The sequence below is a fragment of the Yinghuangia seranimata genome, assembly GCF_029953285.1.
GTDB lineage: Bacteria > Actinomycetota > Actinomycetes > Streptomycetales > Streptomycetaceae > Yinghuangia > Yinghuangia seranimata.
In genome coordinates this window covers 162,701-183,383 of record NZ_JASAOI010000038.1, presented here as the reverse complement: position 1 = coordinate 183,383, position 20,683 = coordinate 162,701, and the positions used below count along the sequence as shown (strand labels likewise).

Below are 20,683 nucleotides of genomic sequence, written 5' to 3'. Positions count from 1 at the left end.
GACCTTGCGGAAATGCGGGCGCGTGCGCGTTTGCGCACGTCCGGGCACCCGCCCCCGCACATCGGCACAACTTCGCTGGAACAGGGCGTGCGGGTGGGGAAAGTTAGTTACTCTGTGTTTTGGGAAGCGAGCACACAGTAACTGAAGTGGTGTATCGTCCGAATCGTGGAACGCCGAGGGGTGCGCAGTATCGGGCCCGGGAGGGGCAGGCCGGCCTCGGCACACGAGCGGACGCACCGCAGCGTCGACGTCGGTAACCAAACCGTCAGTTCTGCGCCGCGACCGGTCGGATCCGGTCGGGCGAGGAGGGGAGCCGTCCATGCCGGGGGACTACCGCGCCGTCAGCAGCCGCGCGCAGCAGGCGCGTAGCGAGCCGCGTCCCAGCCGCCCCCGAGCGACCCGCGGCGGGCGCTCCGAGCGGGCGTGACCACTGGCCTTGTCCGGAACCCGTACCAGGCGGCGTGCCCTGTCCGTCGCCGTTCCCCTGTGCCTCGCCTATGCCGTCGGCGCGCTCCTCGGCTGGGGCAGCCCCGCGGTGTCGCTCACCATGGGCGACTTCGGGCTGTCCGCGGCCGCGGGCGCCGCGGCGGTGTCGTGCGTGGTCCGCGCCGCCGGGCTGCCCGGCCGCACCGGGCTGTCCTGGGCGCTGCTCGGGCTGTCCGCGTGCATGGTCGCGATCGGCAACGGCATCTGGGGCTGGTACGAGATCGTCCTCGGCACCGTCGTCCCCACCCCCGGTCCGGCCGACTGGTTCTTCCTGTTCTTCGCGCCGCCCGCGATCATCGGCCTGCTGCTGGTCGCGCAGCGCCCCCAAGGCCTCGCCGCGTGGTCGTGCCTGGTGCTCGACGGCTGGCTGATCGCCGGCTCGCTGTTCACCCTCGGCTGGAGCATGGCGCTCGCCAGATCCGCGCACGGCGACCGGTCCGACGCGCTGAAGATCGCGCTCACCCTCGCCTACCCGGTGATGGACATCCTGCTCGTGAGCATGGTCCTCGGCCTGCGCATCCGGGCGGGCGACGCGGACCGCGCGGCGCTCAACGTCGCCCTGGTGGCGCTCGCCGTCACCGTCGTCAGCGACGCGCTGTGGACCACCCCCGGGCTGCACGGCGGCTACCGCTCGGGCGAACTGCTCGACGCGGGCTGGTTCGCGGGCAGCGTGCTGCTCGCCGTCGCGCCGTGGATGGGCGACGACGCGGCCGCCGAAGGACCGCCCAGCGGCGGGCACCGCACCTTCTCGATGCTGTCCGCGCTCACCCCGTACATCGCCGCCGCCGTGTGCACCGCCGGCGTGCTCGGCGACGCCGTCGCGGGGCACGCGCTCGACCCGGTGGTGCTGGTCGCCGGCGGCTCGGTGCTCGTCGTGCTGGTGCTGCGGCAGGGCATCACGCTCGTCGACAACGTCTTCATGGCGCAGGAACTCGCGGTCCAGGAGAGCCACTTCCGCTCCCTCGTCCAGGGGTCGAGCGACGTCATCATGATCGCGGCCAAGGACGGCGTGCTGCAGTACGTCAGCCATGCCGTCCGCCGCGTCTACGGCTTCGAGCCCGAGGAGCTCGCCGGCACCCGGCTCGACCTCCTCATCCACCCCGAGGACAACGCCCGCGTCCAGGCCGAGGTGCGCCGCTTCCTCGACGAGGCCGGCCAGCCCTCGATGACCCGCGTCGAGTGCCGCATCCGCTCCGCGGCCGGCGCGTGGCTGCACACCGAGTCCGCGGTCAACCGCTACGGCGACGGCATCATCCTCAACAGCCGCGACGTCAGCGACCGGGTCAAGCTGCAGACCCAGCTCGAGCACGACGCGTTCCACGACCGGCTGACCGACCTGCCCAACCGGGCGCTGTTCGAGGACCGCATCCAGCACGCCCTCGCGCAGCGCCGCGGCGTCACCCCCACGGTCGCCGTGCTGTTCCTCGACCTCGACGGCTTCAAGGCGGTCAACGACGCGGGCGGCCACGCGGTCGGCGACGAGCTGCTGGTGCAGGCCGCGCGCCGGCTGGAGCACGCCGTCCGGGTCGGCGACACCGTCGCGCGGTTCGGCGGCGACGAGTTCGCCGCGCTGCTGGTCGGCGACGCGTCGCCGCACGCCATCCGGGAGATCGCCGAGCGGCTGCTGGCCACGCTGTCCACGCCGTACCGGATCGGCGACCACGAGGTGCGCGTCGCCGCGTCGATCGGCATCGCGTTCTCCACGCCCGACATCGACCCGGCCGACCTGATGCGCAACGCCGACCTGGCGATGTACCGCGCCAAGTCCGGCGGCAAGGGCCGCGTCGAGGTCTACGCGCCGCAGATGCACATCGACGCGGTGCGCAGGGTCGAGCGCGCGGCCCGGCAGCGCCGCGCGCTGCACGACAAGCGGCTCACCGTCATGTACCAGCCGGTCGTCGACCTCGCGACCGGCCGGGTCCGCGACGTCGAGGCGCTGCTGCGGCGCCGCGACGACCGCGGCGCGCTGGTCGGCGCGGCCGAGTTCATCCGGCTGTCCGGCGGCGCCGACGCGCCCGCCACCCCGCTCGGCCGCTGGGTCCTCGAAGAGGTGGTCGACCAGGCGTCCCGCTGGCGCGCCACGGGCCACGACGTCGGCGCGAGCCTCAGCCTGCCCGCGCGGCAGCTCACCGGCGCCGGTTTCGTCGAGCTCGTCGACAACGTCCTGCGCCGCTCGGCGCTGCCCCCGCAGGCGCTCACCCTGGAGATCACCGAGAACGTCCGCGGCGAGGGCGCCGACGCGCTGATCGACTGCATCGTGGCGCTCAAGCGGCTCGGCGTCCGGCTGTCCGTCGACGACTTCGGGACCGGCCACTCGTCGCTCGCGTACCTGCGCCGCATGCCGATCGACACACTCAAGATCGACCGCTCGTTCGTCGCCGAGGTCGGCTCCTGCCCGCACCTGACCGCGCTCACCTCGACGATCGTGCGGCTCGGCCTCGACCTCGGCCTCACCCTCGTGGCGGCCGGCGTCGAGACCCCCGACCAGGCGGTCATCCTGCGCGACATGGGCTGCCAGCGCGGCCAGGGCTTCCTGTACTCCGGGCCGCTTGAGGAGGACGGCGTGCTGCGGGTGCTGCGCCGTGGCACTCTGGGGGGCGTCGGCGAACCGGCTGTCGGCCGGGGCGAACACCGTCCGGCCGTACTGCCCGTGCAAAGGCCGCAAGGCTAGCCCAGAATGGACATCCAGTCCGTATGATGAGACCGGAATGGCCGCTGCTTGACACGCACCCACGCTCGGAGGAAAGGTCGGGGCATGCAGACCCGCATTCTCGTAGTAACGGCGCGCGTGAGCTGAGCACCCGACAGCCCACGCGCCTCCCCTCGCATGCCTGACGGCACGAGGGGTTTTTTGTTGCGGTGAACCGGCCCGGAAGCCCGATGCCCGCAGCGATCACGACGAGACATGCCGACCGCGATCGAGAAGAGACGAAATCCCATGACTGAGCAGGTGACAGGAGCACAGGCGCTGATCCGCTCCCTGGAAGCCGCCGGTGTAGACACCGTCTTCGGCATCCCGGGAGGAGCGATCCTCCCCGCGTACGACCCGCTGCTCGACTCGACCAAGGTCCGGCACATCCTCGTCCGCCACGAGCAGGGCGCCGGGCACGCCGCCGAGGGCTACGCCCAGGCGACCGGCCGCGTCGGCGTCTGCATGGCCACCTCCGGCCCCGGCGCGACCAACCTGGTGACGCCGATCGCCGACGCGCACATGGACTCGGTGCCGATCGTCGCGATCACCGGCCAGGTCCCCAGCGGCGCGATCGGCACGGACGCCTTCCAGGAGGCGGACATCTGCGGCATCACGATGCCGATCACCAAGCACAACTTCCTGGTCACCGACCCGGCCGAGATCGCCTCCACGATCGCCGCCGCGTTCCACGTCGCCAGCACCGGCCGCCCCGGCCCGGTCCTGGTCGACATCTCCAAGGACGCGCTGCAGGCGACCACCGAGTTCGTCTGGACGGGCACCCCCGAGCTGCCCGGCTACCGCCCGGTCACCCGGCCGCACGCCAAGCAGATCCGCGAGGCCGCGCGCCTGCTGTCCGAGGCCAAGCAGCCCGTGCTGTACGTCGGCGGCGGTGTCCTCAAGGCCCACGCGTCCGCCGAGCTGCGCGTCCTCGCCGAGCTCACCGGCGCGCCGGTCGTCACCACGCTGATGGCGCGCGGCGCGTTCCCCGACAGCCACCCGCAGCACCTCGGCATGCCGGGCATGCACGGCACCGTCGCCGCGGTCACCGCACTGCAGCGCGCCGACCTGATCGTCTCGCTCGGCGCCCGCTTCGACGACCGGGTCACCGGCCGGCTCGACACGTTCGCGCCCAACGCGACGATCGTCCACGCCGACATCGACCCGGCGGAGATCTCCAAGAACCGCACCGCCGACGTCCCGATCGTCGGCGACGCCCGCGAGGTCATCGCCGACCTGGTGGTCGCCGTCCAGGCCGAGCACGAGGGCGGCCGCAAGGGCGACTACTCCGCGTGGTGGACCGCGCTGAACGACTGGCGCGACCGCTACCCGCTCGGCTACGACGTCCCGGAGGACGGGACACTGTCGCCGCAGCTGGTCATCGAGCGGCTGAGCGCCATCAGCGGACCGGACACGATCTTCGCGGCGGGCGTCGGCCAGCACCAGATGTGGGCGGCGCACTTCATCAAGCACGAGAAGCCCTACACGTGGCTCAACTCGGGCGGCGCCGGCACCATGGGCTACTCGGTCCCCGCCGCGATGGGCGCCAAGGTCGGCATGCCCGAGACCACGGTGTGGGCGATCGACGGCGACGGCTGCTTCCAGATGACCAACCAGGAGCTGGTCACCTGCGCGCTGAACAACATCCCGATCAAGGTCGCCATCATCAACAACGGCAGCCTCGGCATGGTCCGGCAGTGGCAGACGCTGTTCTACAACCAGCGCTACTCCAACACCGACCTGCACAGCAAGCACATCCCGGACTTCGTGAAGCTCGCGGACGCGATGGGCTGCGTCGGCCTGCGCTGCGAGCGCCCCGAGGACCTGGACGCCACCATCAAGCAGGCCATGGAGATCAACGACCGCCCCGTGGTCGTCGACTTCGTCGTCCACCAGGACGCCATGGTGTGGCCGATGGTCGCGGCCGGCACGTCCAACGACGAGATCCTCGCCGCCCGGGACCAGCGCCCGGACTTCGGCGACGGCGAAGAGTGACCGGGACCCAAGGGAAGGCGTAGCCCCATCATGACCAAGCACACCCTCTCGGTCCTCGTCGAGAACAAGCCCGGTGTCCTGGCGCGCATCACCGCGCTGTTCTCGCGCCGCGGCTTCAACATCGACTCGCTCGCCGTCGGGACCACCGAGCACCCCGACATCTCGCGCATCACGATCGTCGTGGCGGTCGAGGACCTGCCGCTCGAGCAGGTGACCAAGCAGCTCAACAAGCTGGTCAACGTCCTCAAGATCGTCGAGCTCGACCCGTCGCACTCCGTGCAGCGCGAGCTGCTGCTGGTGAAGGTCCGCGCGGACCACGACACCCGCTCGCAGATCGTCGAGATCGTCCAACTGTTCCGCGCCAAGACGGTCGACGTGTCGCCCGACGCGGTCACCATCGAGGCGACCGGCGGCGGCGACAAGCTCAGCGCGATGCTGCGCATGCTGGAGCCGTTCGGCATCAAGGAGCTGGTGCAGTCCGGCGTCGTCGCGATCGGTCGCGGCGCCCGCTCCATCACCGACCGCTCGCTGCGCCCCGTCGAGCGCAGCGCGTGACCCCCGCACCCGGGCGGGCAACCGCCCGGGTGCCCCAGGAGCGCCGTGTGAGCAGGCCGGTCTCACACTGCAAACCACCGGAACCGATCCGGCGGACTTTTGAAAGACTGGCCGCCGGGTCGCGACCCGCATTTCGTGTCTAAAGGAGAAACCCCAGTGGCCGAGCTGTTCTACGACGACGACGCCGACCTGTCCATCATTCAGAACCGCAAGGTCGCGGTGATCGGCTACGGCAGCCAGGGCCACGCCCACGCGCTGTCGCTGCGCGACTCCGGCGTCGACGTGCGCGTCGGTCTGCTGGAGGGCTCGAAGAGCCGCGCCAAGGCGGAGGAGGCCGGCCTGCGCGTCGTCACCCCGTCCGAGGCCGCGGCCGAGGCCGACGTCATCATGATCCTGACGCCGGACCCCGTCCAGGCCGATGTCTACCGCGAGGCGGTCGAGCCCCACCTGAAGGACGGCGACGCGCTGTTCTTCGGCCACGGCTTCAACATCCGCTTCGGCTTCATCAAGCCCCCGGCGAACGTCGACGTCGCCCTGGTCGCCCCGAAGGGCCCGGGCCACCTGGTCCGCCGCCAGTACGAAGAGGGCCGCGGCGTTCCGTGCATCGTGGCGGTCGAGCAGGACGCCTCGGGCAAGGCGTTCGATCTGGCGCTCTCGTACGCCAAGGGCATCGGCGGCACCCGCGCCGGCGTCATCAAGACCACCTTCACCGAGGAGACCGAGACCGACCTGTTCGGTGAGCAGGCCGTCCTCTGCGGCGGCACCGCCGCCCTGGTCAAGGCCGGTTTCGAGACCCTCGTCGAGGCGGGCTACCAGCCGGAGATCGCCTACTTCGAGTGCCTGCACGAGCTGAAGCTCATCGTCGACCTCATGTACGAGGGCGGCCTGGAGAAGATGCGCTGGTCGATCTCCGAGACCGCCGAGTGGGGCGACTACGTCACCGGCCCGCGCATCATCACCGCCGACACCAAGGCGGAGATGAAGAAGGTCCTCGCCGAGATCCAGGACGGCACGTTCGCCAACGCGTGGATGGCCGAGTACAAGGCGGGCCTGCCGAAGTACAAGGAGTACGTGAAGGCCGACGCCGAGCACAAGCTGGAGACCACCGGCAAGGAGCTCCGCAAGATGATGAGCTGGGTCAACGACGAGCGCTGACCCCGCCCGACCCCCAGGCACCCGCCTGCCGAAGTGCCCCGAACCGCCTTGCGGTCCGGGGCACTTCGTCGTTCAGGCGAAATCCGGAACTCCCCCCGGCCAACCGGTCGTGCTGCTAGCCTCCCTCGCAACCGCCGCGCGGGGCGCCGGGGAACACGCAGCGGGGGCGCGTGATGGGTCTGGGTTTTCCGCACATTCCGAACCCGATCGACGTCGTCGAGGACGTCGTGAAGGACAAGGTCGTCGATCCGATCAAAGACCACGTGGTCGATCCGGTGGTGGACAAGGTCGAGGACGCCGGCTCCTGGGCCGAGAACAACGTGATCGACCCGTCCGTGGGCGCGGTCGAGGACGCCGGCGGGTGGGTGAAGGACAAGGCGTCGTGGGCCTGGGACAAGGCCCGCGACCCGTACGACGAGGTGAAGGAAGCGGTCACCGAGGGCCCTTCCAAGCCGACGTTTCACCCGAACGGCGACCTGTCTTCCTATGACGCACCGTCGGTCAAGGTCTCCCTGGAGACACTCCAGATGATGTCCAAGGCGGCACGGGACGTCGCCGACGCCCTCAAACCGAAGGCCGGAGTGCTGCGCGGCAGCACCGACGAGGTCCCCGGGCAACTGGCCGGATGGGACGCGGGCGCGGCGCTGACCGCGTGCGTCGGCGCGCGGTCGACTCGGCATGTGAGGAGTTCCGAGCCGCGCAGTCCGAACTCCGGGCCGCACTCGAGACCGCCCGTCAAGAAGGCTTCACGGTCGGGGACGACTGCTCCGTGAGCTGGCCGCCGAGCCAGGCGCCGGCCCCCGCGGACGCCGCCGCGGCCGACGCCGCCCAGGCGGCCGAGCGGAAGCGCGGCGACGACGCCACTGTGGTCAGCAACCGCATCATCGGCGCGCTCACCCGCGCGCAGAACTCCGACGCCGAAAACGTCGACACCAGCGGACACAGCGGCTACTGGGACCCGGGCAGCGACAGCATCCGCAACATCGGGGCGATCACGGTGGGGAACTACCAGGACGTGAACCTCAACCGGGGCACCGCCCCGACCCAGGGAGGGCGATGACCAGGCCCGGCTCGCGGCGTTCGTACGTGCCGGCAGGCGCCGTTGCGGCGGCGGTGTGCTTGGTTGTGGCCGGCTGCGGGATCATCGACTCCGAGGACTCGGACCTGAAGTCCCTGCACAAGCGCAACGACCAGCAGATCCGCCAGGAAGTCGCGGCCATGTTGGACGCGGCACTCGGCGGCAGCGCGCACATCGCCGAACTCGGCATGCACCCGCCGCCCGACGACAGCCGAGACTTCCGCGAATTGGTCGAAAGCTGCCGCAAGGAGAGCGACTCCTTCAACTCCGGAAAAGCCAAACGGTTCACCGCGCAGTTCATCTCCAAGCCGCTGACGGATGCCCAGATCGACCAGGAGATCGAGGCGATCCGCAGCAGGCTGCCTGCGGTGGGATTCACCGTCATTCGTCCGTTGGAGACCGACATCCCCTATACCAACCGTGCGGCGATCAAGGTGATCGGGCGCAAGGGCGAGAAGGACACCGACAACCAGCATGTCTGGGCTCAGCCGACGACGCGTGCCGTGACGCCGGGTACCGACGTGGTCGCCCGCCACCTGGCGGTCTTCGTGTCACCCGCCTGCTACCGGGAAGCCGAGTCCTGACGGAGTGGAGCCGCAATGCGCACCATGAGCAAGGACGAAGTCGCCGACACCGCGCGCCCCCTCGTCGATTTCGTCGGCGATGTCTTCGGGCCTGACCGGCAGCCGGTCTGGCGGGGGATCCAGGGAGCACCCTGCGACGGGCCGGACGGCGTCCCGGACCCGGCGGTCTACGCGTACACCGCCGGAGCCCAGGTGATGGACGTACCACTCGCCGAGCACATCGGCCTCGTCACGCGGCTGCGTGACGAGGCCGTCGCCAGGCGCTGGAACGTCGCGTACTTCGCCGTCCACGAGGACACCGGTACGGCCGCGCTGGTCGCCACCCACCCGCGGACCGGATTCGAGCTGGCCGTGAATTCGACGCTGCCGCCGACCGCGCTCGCGGTCATGGTGAACACCCCGGCGCTCGCCGTGCCCGACCCGCCGGAACCCCCGGCCGACCCCGAGCCCGGCCCCGGCACGCCCGCCCCGCCCGCCCCGCCCGCCCCGCCCGCCCCGCCGGAGCACATCGAAGGCGAGGCCCCGGAAGACCGCATCCGCCGGCTGCTCGGTTAACGCGCTTCTCCCACAAGGGTGTTGGGTGATCAAAAGAGAAGCGGAACCTCTCCCGACCATCCGGTCGCGCTGCTAGCCTCCGTCGCAGCCGGGGCACGGGGCGTCGGCGTCGCACGCTGCGGGGGCGCGTGATGGGCTTTGGCTTTCCGCACATTCCGAACCCCATCGACATCGTCACGGATGTCGTGAAGGACAAGGTCGTCGACCCGATCAAGGACAACGTGATCGATCCGACCGTGGGCGCGGTCGAGGACGCCGGGTCGTGGACGAAGAACAACGTGATCGATCCGGCCGTGGGCGGCATCGAGGACGCGGGCTCCTGGACCAAGAACAACGTGCTCGACCCCGCCGTGGGCGGCATCGAGGACGCCGGGTCCTGGATCAAGGACAACGCCATCGACCCGGTTGTCGGCGGGGTCGAGGACGCCGGGTCCTGGATCAAGAAGAAGTGGACGGACGCCGCTGAGCTGGCCGGCGGCTACGACAAGCCGACCTACCAGAAGCAGCCCGACCTGTCGAAGCCGGACGCCGGCTCGAAGATCGCCGTCACTCCCGAGGAGCTGACCGCGCTGTCGCGCGCCGCGCAGGGCGTCTCGGACGACCTGAACTCCAGCCCCGGGCAGGTCGAGGGCTGCGCCGACGGCGTCGCGGGCCAGCTGCACGGCTGGGACACCGCTGGGGCGGTCGCCGACTGCTGCCACGCCTGGGGCACCGCGCTGCGCAAGGTCGCCGGTGACATCCACGGCATCGCCGACACCCTCCAGAAGAACGCGGCCTCCTACAGCGCCGCCGACCAGAACGTGGCCGGCTCGCTGCCCAAGCCGCGCTGACCGACGACCACACCGACTCGGGGGCGAGCATGGTCAGTTTGCCGGACCTGCGGGACGCGAGATTCGACGGCCTCTCCAACGCCGCCGACGTCTGGGGGCGCGTGGCGACCCATCTCGACCAGGTCGAACGCGACTACAACGCGCGCGTGCGCGGGCCGCGGCTGCAACTCGCGGACGGCTGGCAGGGCCAGGCGTCCGACGGCGCGATCCGGGGCATCGACGTGCAGAGCAACGTGCTGCGCGCCGCGTCCGCGGAGGCCCGCAACATCGCCACCGCGCTCGACTCGGCGAGCGAGACGATGCGTGCCGCGCAGAACGAACTGCGCGCCGCCCTCGACGCGGCGGGCGGCGCCGGCATGAAGGTCGCCGACGACGGCTCGGTCAGCTGGCCGCCACGCGAGATCTCGCCCGCCGAACGCCACGACCCCGACGCGCAGAACGACGCGTCCGACGCAGAGGGCCGGCAGCGCGACAAGGCGCAGGGCTTCAGCGACCGGATCGGCGACGCGCTGCGCAAGGCGTCCGACTCGGACCAGCAAGTAGCCGCGCTGCTGCGGAAGATCACCGAGGTCGCACGCAACGGACTGTCCGGCACGGACGCCGCGCAGCTCGCCGCGATCACCGCCGACACGAAGGCCGCCATCGGGCTGCAGGGCGGGCCCGACGAGTCGGCGATCCCCAAAGCGGGCGGCGACCCGAAGGCCAACGCGGCGTGGTGGGCGAGCCTGAGCGCCAACGACAAGGAGAGCTACATCGCGGCGTTCCCCGACAGGATCGGCGCGTTGGACGGTCTTCCGGTCGTCGACCGGGACGAGGCCAACAAGATCACGGTGACCACCAAGATCGCCGAACTCGAGTCCCGCAAAGACCAGTTGAGCGAGCAGGAGAAGAAGAACCTCGCCGGTCTCACGGAACTCCAGAAGCGCATCGACGAACACGCCTCCACGCCCAACAGCAAGCCGCTCTATGTGATCGCCATCGACACCGCGGGCGAGGGCAAGTACGCGGTGGCCGTGGGCAATCCGGACACGGCCAAGCACACCGCCATCCTGGTTCCCGGCACCACCGCCGAACTCAAGGGCGTGGGCGGAGAGATCGACCGCATCCGCCGCCTCCAGTTCGCCTCCGACATGCAGACGCCCGAGCAGAACGACGTCGCGGTCATCGACTGGCTCGGCTACAACGCGCCCGAGTGGCCCCAAGAGGGGATGAACCTGAGCGTCGCCAAGGCCGACCGAGCCCAGGAAGCCGCCGTCCCCCTCGACCACTTCGTCGACGGATTGCGCACCACGCACGAGGGCGACCGCGGCCACATGACCGTCATCGGCCACAGCTACGGCTCGTCGGCGGTCGGCGAGGCCGCCCACTCCCAGCACCTGGACGTCGACGACATCGTCTCCGCCGGCTCGCCCGGTATGCGCACACAGCACGCCGCCGACCTCGGGGTCGGCGCCGGACACGTCTGGGTCGAGGCCGCGGGCCAGGACCCCGTCCCGCGGTTCCCGGAGGCCGGCGACATCGTCGGCAGCAACGTGTACCAGCTCGGCGCCGCGCCGCAGGACGAGGACTACGGCGCGAACGTGATGCACGCCGACACCGAGGGCCACAGCAACTACTGGGACCCCGAGAGCGACTCGCTCCGCAACCAGGCCGATGTCGTCGTCGGCCAGTACGACAACGTCGACCTCGACCGGCAGAGCCCGGCCGGACGCGGAGGACCGCATTGACCCTGCGAGCCCGCGCGGGCGCCGTGGTCCTCGCCACGGTGCTCGCCGCGCTGTCCGCGTGCTCGCTGGACCCGCAGGACGACGACGTCAAGGACCTGCGCAAGCGCACCGTCCAACAGATCGTCGACGAGGCGACCGCCCAGGCCACGCAGGCCGTCGGGGCCGAGCGCGCGACCGCGCTCGGCCTGCACCTCGACACGCGGGAGAACACCTCCACGCAGAAGACCGAGCCCGTGCTGAAGACGGACTACTGCAAGGCGTCCAGCGGCAGCGACACCAACAACCGCACGTCCCGCACCGAGGTCGGCTTCGCCCTGCGGAAGCTGACCCGGGCCGAATACGACGACCTGCTCGCGGGACTGGGCGACAACCTCGCCAAAGCGGGGTACACCGTCTACCACGACCTGTACGACTGGAAGTGGATGCCGAACGGGCGGCAGGACGCGCCGTACGAACTCGCCGCCCGCCACGGCACCGAAGAGAAGGACGACCGCCGGATCTTCGCGCAGGCCCAGCAGTTCACCAGCGGCCCCGACCAGGGCAGGATCCAGGTCGAGGTCATCGCGGCGCCGGCGTGCTACCGCGAAAAGCTCTGAGACCGGGGGAGAGGCACCGCATGCGCACCATGAGCAAGTCCGAGGTCGCCGAGACGGCCCGCCCCTACGTCGACTTCGTCGCCGAGGTGTTCGGCCCCGGCGCCGTACCGACCTGGCGCGGCATCGAAGGCGCGCCCGCCCTGCGCGGGGACGGCACCTACGACGCGCACGTCTACGCCTACACCGCCGGGGCGCAGGCGATGGACGTCCCCGTCGCCGCGCACATCGCTCTGATCACCCGCCTCCGCGACGCGTGCGCGGACCAGGGCTGGTCCATCACCCGGTTCACCACCCGCGAGGACACCGGCACCGCCGCCCTCGTCTGCGCCGAACCGGACACCGAGTACGAACTGGCGGTGAACTCCACCACGCCGCCGACGGCGATCGCGATCCTGGTCAACACCCCGCCGTTCGCCGTCCCCGACGACCCCGAGCCCGAACCGCCGGCCCCGCCGCAGGCGCCCCCGCCGGCGCCGCCGGCCGCCGGCCCGGGCCCCGACATCCGCGGCATCCTCGGCTAGCGTCCACGTTCGAACCGACGTCCGTACGCGAGGCCTTCACTGGTTCGAATGGCGCGTCCGAGATCACCTCACCGCTCGGGGCTCCGGTACGGAACAATCGAACTCGCAGGGGTGGACCCGTGCCACGGGGCGCCCGCAGGCGCGATGCTGGTGGGATCGTTTCTACCGGCGCACCAGGACACCGTTCCGGACCGACCTCGTGGAGCGTGAGGCAGATGAGGGGCAGAGGGGACTCCATCCGCCGGGAGGGGGCCGTGCCCGGTCACGGAGGGGGATCGCGTGGCGCGCTCCCGAACATCGGCAGTGGGGGAGGACGCGTGGCCGGCAGTCCCAGCGAGCGTGCCCCCGACGGATTCGAACGGACCCTGCGGCAGGACGAGTTGCGGGCCGACCGCGCGTCCGCGCCGACACCCGCCTCGGCACCCGCCCCCGCGGCGCGCGCCGCCGACTCCGGGGGCGGCGACGACATGTTCGCCGACCTGTACCTGGACTTCGACGACCTGGCGCCGCCGCCCGTCGGGCCGCCCGCGCGGGACGCCGCGCACGCGCGCGAGTCGGGCCCGCCCGGCCGCCCCGCGCCGCACCCCGCCGAAACGACCGTGCCGTCCATCCGCGCGCTGCCCGAACCCGGGCCGCCCGCACCGCCCGCCGTACCGCCGCCACCCGGCCCGGTCGCCGTCCCACCCGCAACAGCAGAGCCCGAGGGAGATGTGGAAGTCACCTCGCGTACCGACAGTGTCGCGCGCCGCCGTGAAGAAGACCTGCGCGCCGCCGGCGCCGACGTCGAAGTGCAGGCGTCGGCCTGGTCGGCCGCCTCGCACCCCGGCCGGCGTCGTGCCGCGCGTCGCGAACGCCTGGGCCTCGGCCCGGAGTTGACCGCACGCGACAACGACGACAGGTATGCCGCGACCGGCAGCGTCTTCGTCGTCGCCGACGGCCTCGGCGGCCACCCGTCCGGCTGGTACGCGGCGGACGTCGCGTGCCGCACGCTGGTCGCCGACCTGGCCGCCGCCGACCTGTCCGCGGGCTGGAGCGACCGGCTGCGCGCCGCGATCGCGGTCGCCGACCTCGCGGTCCGCCGGCACGGCCAGGGCCAGACCTACGAGGGCATGCGCACCACCGTGGTCGCCGCCGTCATCCAGGACGGCCGACTGCACCTGGCCGGCTGCGGCGACAGCGTGTGCTGGCTGGTGCGCGGCGGTGCCGCGTTCCGGCTCACCGAACAGGGCAACGCCGCGGAGATCGGCCGGCCGTGGCTGCTCACCTCAACCCCGCTGGGCGGTTCGCAGCAGCCCGACCCCGAGCTGCAGCGCATCGAACTCCACCCGGGCGACCGGGTGGTGCTCGCCACGGACGGCGTCGGCCACCTTCCCGACGAGACCGTGGCCGACCTCATCCACGGAGACCCGTTCCACGCCGCGACCACGCTCACCGTCACCGCGGTGCAGAGCGGAGACGACGACGCGACCGCCGTGGTGATCGAATGCGAGGCCCTGCCGGTCGCCGTGTCGGCCGCCGCGCTACCGCGCCGCGGCCAGGACGGACCCGAGGATTCCCAGGGCGACGGGTAGGCCGTACGGTCGGACCGCGACCATGGTGCACGAGGCGCCCCCACAAGGGGCCCGAATACCGGACGGATGGCGATGCTCGAACTGATCCTCACCGCGGCGACGTCGGACGACGCTGACCTGCGCGACCAGGAACTGCCCCGGTCGCGCACGGTGAAGATGCCCAGCGAGCCGGGGCAGCGGCTCGGCGTGGGCCGCGATCCGTCGCGCTGCGCGCTGGCCACCCCCAAGGACTGGCGCTTCGTCTCGCGCGTGCACCTGGAGTTCACCTTCACCGACGAGCGCCGGTGGAGCGTCGAGTGGCTGCAGGGCTCGCACACGCGTCCGGTCGCCCTCGTGCAGATCGACCGCGAGGGCGTGTCCGAGCCGGTGCCGTACGGCGCGACCCTGCCGCTCGGCGGTCGGCGGGCCGGCCGCATCGTCATCAGCGATCTCGCACGCCGGCGCCGCGTCATCGTCGAGTGGCGGCTGTCGCTTCCGCAGCAGGCCGACGACCACCCGGGGCAGGGCGACAACGTGCCCGAGACCCAGGACGTCGCGCCGTTCGTGCTGCAGAACCGGCTGTCGGACACCGAGATCGAGGTGCTGACCGCCATGTCGTGCGACTGGATCCACGGCCGCCAGGTCAAGCGCGCCAAGTCGACCCGCGAGCTGTGCTCGCTGCTGCACCTGTCGCCGGCGACCGTCGAGCGGTGCAAGACGAAACTGCGCCGCGAGTTCTACAGTTCGGGTCTGTGCCCCGAGCTCAACGAACTGCTCGGGCCGAACTACCTGGACACCGTGCGGCACGTGCACGGCGGCTGGGACCTCATCGCACAGACCGCCGTGACCCACGGCATAGCCGGGCGCGGACCGTGCCCGTGCGGCGGGCAGCCGCCACGCCGCACACCCGGCGTGTAAGGGGCGGGCAAGGACCGCCGGGGGAACATCAGAGGTTTTTCGGAGGGAAGAACCGGTGCTCGATCTGAACATGGCCTCGACGTCGGGGGCGGACGACGCGGCGACCGTCGCGATGCTGATGGCCAGCTCGCCCAGCCGCCCCGGGGCGACCCTCGCGGTCGGCCGCGACGCGTCCAGGTGCCATCTGGTGACCCCCGCCGACTGGCTCTTCGTGTCCCGTACCCACCTGGAGTTCCGCTGCGACGACAGCGGGGCGTGGCAGGTGACGTGGATCCGCGGCTCGCAGGACGCCCCGGTGGCCGAGGTGTTCGTGGACAACGGCGAGCGCCGACCGCTGCCGTACGGCGGCACCTTGGCGCTGCCCGGCCCGTCCGGCGAGGTCGTGATAGCGGACCGCGGCGGGCGCCGCCGGGTGACGGTCGGCTGGTTCGTGTCGGGCGGCGACCGCTCCTGACCGGCACCGACCGGCGCTGACCGGGTCCGGGCGGGCTCGGGGAGATCCCGCGTCCACTCCCCGGACGACGGCGTGGACAACGCGGCGGCCGCACTAGACTCGACCGCGCGTCAGACCCACCCGCCCCTCGCGCAGGCCTGCGCAAGGGGGGCGCCGTCATCGCTGCCGACGTAGAAAGCAAAGGATCGCAGTGAGCAAGCCCGTCGTCCTCATCGCTGAAGAACTGTCGCCGGCCACGGTCGACGCGCTCGGTCCCGACTTCGAGATCCGGCACTGCGACGGCGCGAACCGCGCCGAGCTGCTGCCCGCGATCGCCGACGTCGACGCGATCCTGGTGCGCAGCGCGACCAAGGTGGACGCCGAGGCGATCGCCGCCGCGTCGCGCCTGAAGGTCATCGCGCGCGCCGGCGTCGGTCTCGACAACGTCGACGTCCCCGCCGCCACCAAGGCCGGCGTGATGGTCGTCAACGCGCCGACCTCGAACATCGTGACCGCCGCCGAGCTGGCCTGCGGCCTGCTCATCTCGGTCGCGCGCAACATCCCGCCGGCCAACGCCGCGCTGAAGAACGGCGAGTGGAAGCGGAACAAGTACACCGGCGTCGAGCTGGCCGAGAAGACCCTCGGCGTGGTCGGCTTCGGCCGCATCGGCGTGCTGGTCGCGCAGCGCATGTCGGCGTTCGGCATGAACGTGATCGCGTACGACCCCTACGTGCAGCCGGCCCGCGCCGCGCAGGTGGGCGTCCGCATGCTGAGCCTGGACGAGGTCCTGGAGCAGTCGGACTTCCTCACCATCCACCTGCCGAAGACCCCGGAGACCATCGGTCTCATCGGCGACGAGGCGCTGCACAAGGTCAAGCCGACGGTGCGCATCGTCAACGCCGCGCGCGGCGGCATCATCGACGAGGCCGCGCTGGCCGCCGCCCTCAAGGAGGGCCGGGTCGCGGGCGCGGGCCTGGACGTGTTCGTCAAGGAGCCGTGCACGGACAGCCCGCTGTTCGAGTTCGACAACGTCGTGGCGACCCCGCACCTGGGCGCGAGCACCGACGAGGCGCAGGAGAAGGCCGGTATCGCGGTCGCCAAGTCGGTGCGCCTCGCGCTGGCCGGCGAGCTCGTGCCGGACGCGGTCAACGTGCAGGGCGGCGAGATCGCCCCGGACGTGCGCCCGGGCCTGCCGCTCGCCGAGAAGCTCGGCCGCATCTTCACCTCGCTGGCCGGCGGTGTCGCGCAGCGCCTCGACGTCGAGGTGCGCGGCGAGATCACCCAGCACGACGTCAAGGTGCTGGAACTGGCGGCGCTCAAGGGCGTGTTCTCCGACGTCGTCGAGGAGTCCGTGTCCTACGTCAACGCCCCGCTGCTCGCGCAGGAGCGCGGCGTCGAGGTGAGCCTGACGACCAGCTCCGAGAGCCCCGACCACCGCAACCTCGTGACGGTGCGCGGCACGCTCGCGGACGGCACGGCGATCTCGGTCTCCGGCACGCTGGCCGGCCCGAAGCGCATCGAGAAGATCGTCGAGGTGCACGGCTTCGACGTCGACCTGCAGCTCACCGAGCACATGGTGTTCCTGCGCTACGGCGACCGCCCGGGCGTGGTCGGCGTCATCGGCCGGCTGCTCGGCGACGCGGGCGTCAACATCGCCGGCATGCAGGTGAGCCGCAACGCCAAGGGCGGCGACGCGCTGGTCGCGCTGACCGTCGACTCGACCATCCCGCAGCCGGTGCTCGCCGAGATCGGCGCCGAGATCGGCGCGGACATCGTGCGCCCGGTGAACCTGGTCGACTGACCCCCGACGCACGTCGGCCGAACGGCCCCGGAGGCATCGCCTCCGGGGCCGTTCGTGTGTTCATCCGACTCCGTCGGAGTACCGGGCGTCTCGGATAGTAGGAACTCCGAGTAAATTGCGGACAGCGGCCCACTCTGTCGCTTACGGTTGAACTACTAGAACGTCCTACCACGCCGAAAATCCCGGTTTCGGTGGGATCTTCGAGGACAGTGCGCCCACGAGGCCCGTCCGCGCCGCACGATGCGTCACCCCGGTGAATCCGCCCTGGGCCGTGTCGTCCCGCCCCCGCCACGCCCTCGTGAGGTGCCCCATGGACGAGACCACCCGCAAGAACGCCGCCGCCGCGCTGCAGCGCGCGCTGGACCGCCGCGACAACGGCGGCGACACCGGCCACCAGAACCCCTGATCCGACCGTCGGCAGCGGCCCCGGGAACGGCCCCGCGGATCGTCCAGCATCCGGACTCCGCATGTCGAAACCTGGGACCGGGAGTAAGGTCCGAGCCATGTCACGTACTGCCAGCAGCATCCGCCTCGCCGTGGTTCCCGGAGACGGGATCGGCCAGGAGGTCGTCGCCGAGGGCCTCAAGGTGCTCGCCGCCGCGCTTCCGGCCGACGTCGCGCTCGAGACCACCGAGTACGACCTCGGCGCCCGCCTCTACCACCGCACCGGCGAGACCCTGCCGGACAGCGTCCTCGAGGAGCTGCGCGGGCACGACGCGATCCTGCTCGGCGCCATCGGCGACCCGTCGGTGCCGTCCGGCGTGCTGGAGCGCGGTCTGCTGCTGAAGCTGCGTTTCGCGTTCGACCACCACGTCAACCTGCGGCCGGCCAAGCTGGGCCCGGGCGTCGTGTCGCCGCTGGGCGCCGACGCGCAGATCGACTTCGTCGTGGTGCGTGAGGGCACCGAGGGCCCGTACACGGGCAACGGCGGCACGCTGCGCGCGGGCACCGAGCACGAGGTGGCCACCGAGGTCAGCGTGAACACCGCGTTCGGCATCGAGCGCGTGGTGCGCGACGCGTTCGCGCGCGCCCAGGCGCGCCCGCGCAAGAAGCTGACCCTGGTGCACAAGAACAACGTGCTGGTGTTCGCCGGCCACCTGTGGACCCGGATCTTCAACCAGGTCGCGGCCGAGTTCCCCGAGGTCACCACCGACTACCTGCACGTGGACGCGGCGACCATCTTCATGGTCACCCAGCCCGAGCGCTTCGACGTGATCGTCACCGACAACCTGTTCGGCGACATCATCACCGACCTCGCGGCGGCCATCGCGGGCGGCATCGGCCTGGCCGCGAGCGGCAACATCAACCCGTCGGGGGAGTTCCCGTCGATGTTCGAGCCGGTGCACGGCTCCGCGCCCGACATCGCGGGCCAGGGCAAGGCCGACCCGACCGCCACGGTCCTTTCGGTGGCCATGCTCCTCGAACACCTGGGCCACGTCGAGGCCGCGCGCGCCGTCGAGGCCGCGGTCGACGCCGACCTGGCCGAGCGGGTATCCCTGGGGACCCGCTCGACCAGCGAGATCGGCGACGACATCGCCAAGCGATTGACCTCCTCGTCCGTCTGACGACGGGCGATTTCCTCCCTGCCCTCCCGTGACACACGGTCAGACTTGAGACGGGTTCCTGCTTCGCCGCGCTGAGCCGGGCGGACCCGGTCTTACCTGCGCTCCACAGGCGCTTACCCCGCTACGCGGGGGCCCCCGGCCCAGGGGTGGGTGGTGCTTGCCCGGCCCCCGTTTCGTTGGTGACCGGACTCGTGGGACGCTAGCAAGTGCGGGGGCGCCATCTCGCCTTAAGTCACTCATTGTCCCTCGGAAGGGTGAAGGTCAATTTCGCCATGGGTAGCTCGCTGACCATCGACCTCAAGCCGACCGCGCACCCGCTGTCGGATGCCGAGCGCGCCGCTCGCATGACCAACCCGGGCTTCGGCCGGGTGTTCACCGAGCACATGGTGACGATCCGCTGGAGCGAGGGCCGCGGCTGGTACGACGCGCAGCTGACCCCGTACGCGTCGCTCGACCTCGACCCGGCCAACATGACGCTGCACTACGGTCAGTCGATCTTCGAGGGCCTCAAGGCCTACCGCCAGCCCGACGGGTCGATCTCGACGTTCCGCCCGCAGGCGAACGCCGCCCGCTTCCAGGCCTCGGCCCGCCGCCTGTCGATGCCCGAGCTGCCCGAGGACCTGTTCGTCGAGGCCGTCGACGCCCTGGTGCGCCAGGACCAGGCGTGGGTCCCCGGCGAGGAGGAGCAGAGCCTCTACCTGCGCCCCTTCATGTTCGCGACCGAGGTCGGCCTGGGCGTGCGCCCGTCGAACGAGTTCCTGTTCATGGTCATCGCCTCGCCGGCCGGCGCCTACTTCTCGGGCGGCGTGAAGCCGGTCTCGGTGTGGCTGTCGAAGGAGTACGTGCGCGCCGCGCCCGGCGGCACGGGCGCCGCCAAGTGCGCCGGCAACTACGCCGCCTCCCTGGTCGCCCAGGCGCAGGCCGCCGAGCAGGGCTGCGACCAGGTGGTCTGGCTGGACGCCAACGAGCGCCGCTGGATCGAGGAGATGGGCGGCATGAACCTGTACTTCGTGAAGGGCAGCGGCAAGGACGCCACGATCGTCACGCCGTCCCTCACCGGTTCGCTGCTCCCCGGCATCACCCGTGACTCGCTCCTCCAGCTCGCCGCCGACCGCGGCTACGCCGTCGAGGAGGGGAAGATCTCCGTCGAGGACTGGCAGCAGGGCAACGCCGACGGCACCATCACCGAGGTCTTCGCGTGCGGCACCGCCGCGGTCATCACGCCGGTCGGCTCGGTCAAGTCGACGGACGCCGCGTGGACCGTCGGCGACGGCGGCGCGGGCCCGATCACGCTCGAGCTGCGCAAGGCGCTGCTGGACATCCAGACCGGCAAGGCCGACGACACGCACGGCTGGCAGCACAAGATCGTCTGAGCCGGGGCGCCCGGGCGTTCCCGTCACGGCCGGGTGGGGCGGAAGCTTCACCCGGCCGGGGTACGCCCGAATGGTGAGACCGGCGTACCAGCCGGCGAATCATGTGGCAGACTTCCGAGCATGCAGCAGTGGCTCATTATTAGCCGCGGCGTGCCGGCAACGGGTTGACCCCCTACAAGGGGCAGCGTTCTTCAGCCCACCGCCCGCACGCAGACCTCTCGCGACCGCGAGGGGTCTTTTGTTTTGGCCCAACACCCCTCGGCCAGGACCAC

Annotated in this window: 18 protein-coding genes; all 18 read left to right on the top strand. The window is 71.3% G+C overall.

Going from position 1 to position 20,683, the window contains the following annotated elements; genetic code table 11:
* Nucleotides 1–436: 436 nt before the first annotated feature.
* Nucleotides 437–3,157, top strand: a complete 2,721-nt coding sequence (locus QI554_RS24730; RefSeq protein WP_281472430.1) for a putative bifunctional diguanylate cyclase/phosphodiesterase — start codon at nt 437–439, stop codon at nt 3,155–3,157.
* A 234-nt stretch (nt 3,158–3,391) separates the two neighbouring features.
* Nucleotides 3,392–5,170, top strand: a complete 1,779-nt coding sequence (locus QI554_RS24725) for an acetolactate synthase large subunit (protein ID WP_281472429.1) — start codon at nt 3,392–3,394, stop codon at nt 5,168–5,170.
* Nucleotides 5,171–5,200: 30 nt separating this feature from the next.
* A complete protein-coding gene (gene ilvN, locus QI554_RS24720) occupies nt 5,201–5,725 on the top strand; it encodes an acetolactate synthase small subunit (protein WP_281472427.1) in 525 nt (174 codons plus the stop codon).
* Nucleotides 5,726–5,881: 156 nt separating this feature from the next.
* Entirely contained in the window at nt 5,882–6,880 is a 999-nt protein-coding gene (ilvC, locus tag QI554_RS24715) for a ketol-acid reductoisomerase (RefSeq protein ID WP_281472425.1), read from the top strand.
* A 173-nt stretch (nt 6,881–7,053) separates the two neighbouring features.
* Nucleotides 7,054–7,653, top strand: a complete 600-nt coding sequence (locus QI554_RS24710; protein WP_281472423.1) for a hypothetical protein — start codon at nt 7,054–7,056, stop codon at nt 7,651–7,653.
* Nucleotides 7,650–7,940 (top strand): hypothetical protein, encoded by a 291-nt coding sequence (locus QI554_RS24705; RefSeq protein WP_281472422.1) that lies wholly within the window; start codon nt 7,650–7,652, stop codon nt 7,938–7,940. Before QI554_RS24710 ends, QI554_RS24705 begins: the two co-directional genes overlap by 4 nt.
* Nucleotides 7,937–8,542: a hypothetical protein gene (locus tag QI554_RS24700; protein WP_281472421.1), complete on the top strand. Its 606-nt coding sequence runs from the start codon at nt 7,937–7,939 to the stop codon at nt 8,540–8,542. Before QI554_RS24705 ends, QI554_RS24700 begins: the two co-directional genes overlap by 4 nt.
* 24 nt (nt 8,543–8,566) lie before the next feature.
* The gene (locus tag QI554_RS24695; protein ID WP_281472419.1) at nt 8,567–9,097 is read left to right on the top strand and encodes a hypothetical protein; all 531 of its coding nucleotides are present in this window, start codon (nt 8,567–8,569) and stop codon (nt 9,095–9,097) included.
* 131 nt (nt 9,098–9,228) lie between these two features.
* On the top strand, nt 9,229–9,927 hold the full coding sequence (locus QI554_RS24690; protein WP_281472417.1) for a WXG100 family type VII secretion target: 699 nt from the start codon (nt 9,229–9,231) through the stop codon (nt 9,925–9,927).
* A 29-nt stretch (nt 9,928–9,956) separates the two neighbouring features.
* Nucleotides 9,957–11,654 (top strand): alpha/beta hydrolase, encoded by a 1,698-nt coding sequence (locus tag QI554_RS24685; protein ID WP_281472415.1) that lies wholly within the window; start codon nt 9,957–9,959, stop codon nt 11,652–11,654.
* Nucleotides 11,651–12,250 (top strand): hypothetical protein, encoded by a 600-nt coding sequence (locus QI554_RS24680; protein ID WP_281472414.1) that lies wholly within the window; start codon nt 11,651–11,653, stop codon nt 12,248–12,250. The genes QI554_RS24685 and QI554_RS24680 overlap by 4 nt, the downstream gene beginning before the upstream one ends.
* A gap of 20 nt (nt 12,251–12,270) precedes the next feature.
* Entirely contained in the window at nt 12,271–12,771 is a 501-nt protein-coding gene (locus QI554_RS24675; RefSeq protein ID WP_281472413.1) for a hypothetical protein, read from the top strand.
* A 317-nt stretch (nt 12,772–13,088) separates the two neighbouring features.
* The gene (locus QI554_RS24670) at nt 13,089–14,342 is read left to right on the top strand and encodes a PP2C family protein-serine/threonine phosphatase (protein WP_281472412.1); all 1,254 of its coding nucleotides are present in this window, start codon (nt 13,089–13,091) and stop codon (nt 14,340–14,342) included.
* A gap of 66 nt (nt 14,343–14,408) precedes the next feature.
* Nucleotides 14,409–15,239: a hypothetical protein gene (locus QI554_RS24665; protein ID WP_281472410.1), complete on the top strand. Its 831-nt coding sequence runs from the start codon at nt 14,409–14,411 to the stop codon at nt 15,237–15,239.
* Nucleotides 15,240–15,294: 55 nt separating this feature from the next.
* Nucleotides 15,295–15,693 carry a hypothetical protein gene (locus QI554_RS24660; protein ID WP_281472408.1) on the top strand — a complete coding sequence of 133 codons (399 nt, stop codon included), beginning with the start codon at nt 15,295–15,297 and terminating at the stop codon, nt 15,691–15,693.
* A gap of 190 nt (nt 15,694–15,883) precedes the next feature.
* Nucleotides 15,884–17,473, top strand: a complete 1,590-nt coding sequence (gene serA / locus QI554_RS24655; protein ID WP_281472407.1) for a phosphoglycerate dehydrogenase — start codon at nt 15,884–15,886, stop codon at nt 17,471–17,473.
* Between the two features lie 503 nt (nt 17,474–17,976).
* Complete coding sequence (locus tag QI554_RS24650) at nt 17,977–19,038, top strand: 3-isopropylmalate dehydrogenase (RefSeq protein WP_281472406.1); 1,062 nt, start codon at nt 17,977–17,979, stop codon at nt 19,036–19,038.
* Nucleotides 19,039–19,310: 272 nt separating this feature from the next.
* Nucleotides 19,311–20,411, top strand: coding sequence for a branched-chain amino acid aminotransferase (locus tag QI554_RS24645; RefSeq protein WP_281472405.1), 1,101 nt, complete (start codon nt 19,311–19,313; stop codon nt 20,409–20,411).
* Nucleotides 20,412–20,683 lie beyond the last annotated feature (272 nt).

What these genes read in the sequence shown, in the direction of transcription:
- QI554_RS24700 (WP_281472421.1), top strand. Translation starts at nt 7,937, where the DNA reads ATGACCAGGCCCGGCTCGCGGCGTTCGTACGTGCCGGCAGGCGCCGTT.
- QI554_RS24645 (WP_281472405.1), top strand. Translation starts at nt 19,311, where the DNA reads ATGGGTAGCTCGCTGACCATCGACCTCAAGCCGACCGCGCACCCGCTG.
- QI554_RS24685 (WP_281472415.1), top strand. Translation starts at nt 9,957, where the DNA reads ATGGTCAGTTTGCCGGACCTGCGGGACGCGAGATTCGACGGCCTCTCC.
- ilvN (WP_281472427.1), top strand. Translation starts at nt 5,201, where the DNA reads ATGACCAAGCACACCCTCTCGGTCCTCGTCGAGAACAAGCCCGGTGTC.
- QI554_RS24710 (WP_281472423.1), top strand. Translation starts at nt 7,054, where the DNA reads ATGGGTCTGGGTTTTCCGCACATTCCGAACCCGATCGACGTCGTCGAG.
- QI554_RS24650 (WP_281472406.1), top strand. Translation starts at nt 17,977, where the DNA reads ATGTCACGTACTGCCAGCAGCATCCGCCTCGCCGTGGTTCCCGGAGAC.
- QI554_RS24675 (WP_281472413.1), top strand. Translation starts at nt 12,271, where the DNA reads ATGCGCACCATGAGCAAGTCCGAGGTCGCCGAGACGGCCCGCCCCTAC.
- QI554_RS24725 (WP_281472429.1), top strand. Translation starts at nt 3,392, where the DNA reads ATGCCGACCGCGATCGAGAAGAGACGAAATCCCATGACTGAGCAGGTG.
- QI554_RS24695 (WP_281472419.1), top strand. Translation starts at nt 8,567, where the DNA reads ATGAGCAAGGACGAAGTCGCCGACACCGCGCGCCCCCTCGTCGATTTC.
- QI554_RS24665 (WP_281472410.1), top strand. Translation starts at nt 14,409, where the DNA reads ATGGCGATGCTCGAACTGATCCTCACCGCGGCGACGTCGGACGACGCT.
- QI554_RS24690 (WP_281472417.1), top strand. Translation starts at nt 9,229, where the DNA reads ATGGGCTTTGGCTTTCCGCACATTCCGAACCCCATCGACATCGTCACG.